Raw genomic sequence first — 2,798 nt, forward strand, 5'->3', positions numbered from 1 at the left:
TATTGGTGATGCGCTTGTCGACTGCGAAGGCTGCTGCTTCACCGCGCTTCGCCAGTTCGACCGCTTCTTCGCTTGAGATCAGCCACGGATAGCAAAGCTTCAAATCTTGTGGATTGCGTTCCAGCAATTCCTCATCCGGCAAACCGGCGCAATCGTCTTCTGCAGTAAAACGTGCAATGTTGTAAGCCGCCTCTACCGTATCCTTCAAGGCTTTTTGCGAAAAATCCGAAGTGCTGGCATTGCCGCGACGGACATGGCGCTCATCGCCCAGATAAACCGTGACGCCCATGCCCTTGTCTTTGTTTTGTTCTATCGTTTCGACGCCGCCCTTGCGCACTGAAACCGACAAACCACTGCCCTCACTGATCTCCACAGCTGCATTCGATGCGCCTTTTTCCTTTGCATAACGCAGCACATCCTGTGCAAGTTGCTTTAACTGATCTTGACTATGTATAAACACTGAATCGCTCATGGGGGTCGTTTTCTTCGGAAATGCGTATAAAACAGTTATGATAGCAGTCGTTTACAGAATGGCTACACGCCTTATCAATTCAGATCATGCCAAATCCAAACCGAGGCTCCTGCGGCTTCCAGTCCACCGAATTCGAGCAGGAATACGAGCGCCCTTCCAAATCCGAGCTCAAGCGCCAGATGACCGCCCTGCAAAAACTGGGCGCAGAGCTGATCGCCGAACCGCGCGACCGCGTCAAGCGCGTGCCGATGCCGGAAGACGTGCGCGATGCGATCCTCGAATGCCAGTTGATCAAGGACCACGAAGGTCGCCGCCGGCAGTTGCAATACGTCGGCAAGAAAATGCGTTCATTGGAGGAGCACGAACTTGCTGCCATCCAGAAAATGCTCGATAGCTGGAAAGGTTTGTCGAAAGCCGATACCGCTGCCATGCATGCGATCGAACGCAGGCGCGACAAGCTGCTGACCGACGACAAGGCCTTAACTGTGCTGCTGGAAGAAAATCCGCAACTCGAAGCACAACACTTGCGCACCCTGATACGCAATGCCCGCAAGGAGCAGGCGGAAAACAAACCACCAAAAGCGTATCGCGAAATTTTCCAGATTCTGAAATCATTGCAAGCACCAGCCGCCCAAACAACGGATGAAGAAGACGATGTCGAAGAAGACTGATCCTGACGAATTGAAAATCGGCCTGGTGTCAATCTCCGACCGCGCCTCCAGCGGCATCTATGAAGACCAGGGCATCCCTGCCCTGCAAGCCTGGTTTGCCGCCGCACTGAGCAGCAAGTGGCAGATGGAAACGCGTTTGATCCCGGATGAGCAGGCAGAAATTGAAAAAGCGCTGATAGACCTGGTCGATACAGCGCACTGCGATCTGGTCATCACCACCGGCGGCACCGGCCCGGCACGCCGCGACGTCACGCCGGAAGCGACGCTCGCCGTCGGCACCAAGGAAATGCCCGGCTTCGGCGAACAGATGCGCCAGATCAGCCTGCACTTCGTCCCGACCGCCATCCTGTCGCGCCAGGTCACCGTGATCCGCGAAACTGCCGATCATGCAGCACTGATCATGAACCTGCCCGGCCAGCCAAAATCCATCAAGGAAACGCTGGAAGGCTTGAAAGATGCAGACGGCAAGCAAATCGTGGCCGGCATCTTTGCCGCTGTGCCTTACTGCATAGACCTGATGGGCGGCCCGTACATAGAAACCAACGAAGCCATCTGCAAGGCATGGCGTCCCAAGCACGCGATCCGTCCTGCCAAATAATTCTTACACTCTTCAGCAATACGCTCCTACACATCATGACTTTGCAAACCGTCGAAATCGAAACCGCACCGAACCCAACCGTATCCATCATCTGGATGCATGGCCTGGGTGCGGATGGCAATGACTTTGTTCCTATCGTCAAGGAACTGGATTTGAGCGGCTGCCCCGCCATCCGCTTCGTGTTCCCGCATGCGCCCGAGATACCGGTCACCGTCAACGGCTTCCGTGAAATGCCGGCCTGGTACGACGTGATCGTTACCGAATTCGGTCGCGAAGAAGATGAAGCCGGCTTGCGTGCTTCACAGGTTGCTATCAATGAATTGATAGAGCGTGAAAAAGCGCGCGGCATCGCCACCGACAAGATACTGATCGCAGGTTTTTCACAAGGTTGTGCAATGACCTTCCAGGTCGGCCTGCGCCACCCGGAAAAACTCGGCGGCCTGCTGTGCCTGTCGGGTTACGTGCCTATCGATTCCACCGTGGAAGCCGAACGCAGCGTAGCCAACAAGAACATTCCCATTTACTATGGCCACGGCCGCGGCGACCAGGTGATCCCGATTGCGCGTGCGCAGCGTTCGCTGAGCCTGTTGCAGGCGCTGGGTTATCAGGTTGACTGGCATGAATACAATATGCCGCATTCAGTCTGTGGTCCGCAGCTCGATGACATCAGCAACTTCCTGAAAAAAGTTTTGAAGTAAGGTTTTGCTTTTTCTTGATTTTGAAAGACGCGCTTGACGCGTCTTTTTTTTTTGCGTTTTTCATCACCCCGCAGTCAGCTATTCTTGTTCGACGGGAATTCAGAGAGGTTTCTCTGCTGCCTGTTAACGGTAGCTGATCCTGTTTTTTCTTCGTGGATACTCAGTTGCCGGGAGTGGCCCGGCGGCCACCTTCTTTCTTTGCTTCGCCAAAGAAAGAAGGCAAAGAAAGGCGACGCAGCAGCCGTTGCCCGCTGCGCGGATCCCCAAGTCCAGCACACGTCAGTCGGGGGCACAAACAAACTCGCCTTCGGCTCAAACAGGTTTGCGCCCTTTATCCGACTGACGCGCACTGGCCTTGG

At 54.9% G+C, this 2,798-nt stretch carries 5 protein-coding genes; 4 read left to right on the top strand and 1 reads right to left on the bottom strand.

Annotated elements, in window-relative coordinates; translation table 11 throughout:
- The coding region (locus Q7T06_RS02915; protein ID WP_304779864.1) for a PmbA/TldA family metallopeptidase at positions 1-472 on the bottom strand (472 nt) is incomplete at its 3' end.
- A gap of 86 nt (positions 473-558) precedes the next feature.
- Between Q7T06_RS02915 and yjgA the strand changes: the two genes are divergently transcribed.
- The 4 genes from yjgA to Q7T06_RS02935 form a co-directional block, all read left to right on the top strand.
- On the top strand, positions 559-1,143 hold the full coding sequence (gene yjgA / locus Q7T06_RS02920; protein ID WP_304779868.1) for a ribosome biogenesis factor YjgA: 585 nt from the start codon (positions 559-561) through the stop codon (positions 1,141-1,143).
- On the top strand, positions 1,127-1,741 hold the full coding sequence (mog, locus tag Q7T06_RS02925; protein ID WP_304779871.1) for a molybdopterin adenylyltransferase: 615 nt from the start codon (positions 1,127-1,129) through the stop codon (positions 1,739-1,741). Before yjgA ends, mog begins: the two co-directional genes overlap by 17 nt.
- A 35-nt stretch (positions 1,742-1,776) precedes the next feature.
- Entirely contained in the window at positions 1,777-2,439 is a 663-nt protein-coding gene (locus Q7T06_RS02930) for an alpha/beta hydrolase (RefSeq protein ID WP_304779872.1), read from the top strand.
- 33 nt (positions 2,440-2,472) lie between these two features.
- A partial coding sequence (locus tag Q7T06_RS02935) for a hypothetical protein (protein WP_304779875.1) occupies positions 2,473-2,798 on the top strand: 326 nt, incomplete at its 3' end.

This window comes from Herminiimonas sp. (assembly GCF_030645555.1).
Taxonomy (GTDB): domain Bacteria; phylum Pseudomonadota; class Gammaproteobacteria; order Burkholderiales; family Burkholderiaceae_D; genus Oxalicibacterium.

What these genes read in the sequence shown, in the direction of transcription:
- yjgA (WP_304779868.1), top strand. Translation starts at nt 559, where the DNA reads ATGCCAAATCCAAACCGAGGCTCCTGCGGCTTCCAGTCCACCGAATTC.
- mog (WP_304779871.1), top strand. Translation starts at nt 1,127, where the DNA reads ATGTCGAAGAAGACTGATCCTGACGAATTGAAAATCGGCCTGGTGTCA.
- Q7T06_RS02930 (WP_304779872.1), top strand. Translation starts at nt 1,777, where the DNA reads ATGACTTTGCAAACCGTCGAAATCGAAACCGCACCGAACCCAACCGTA.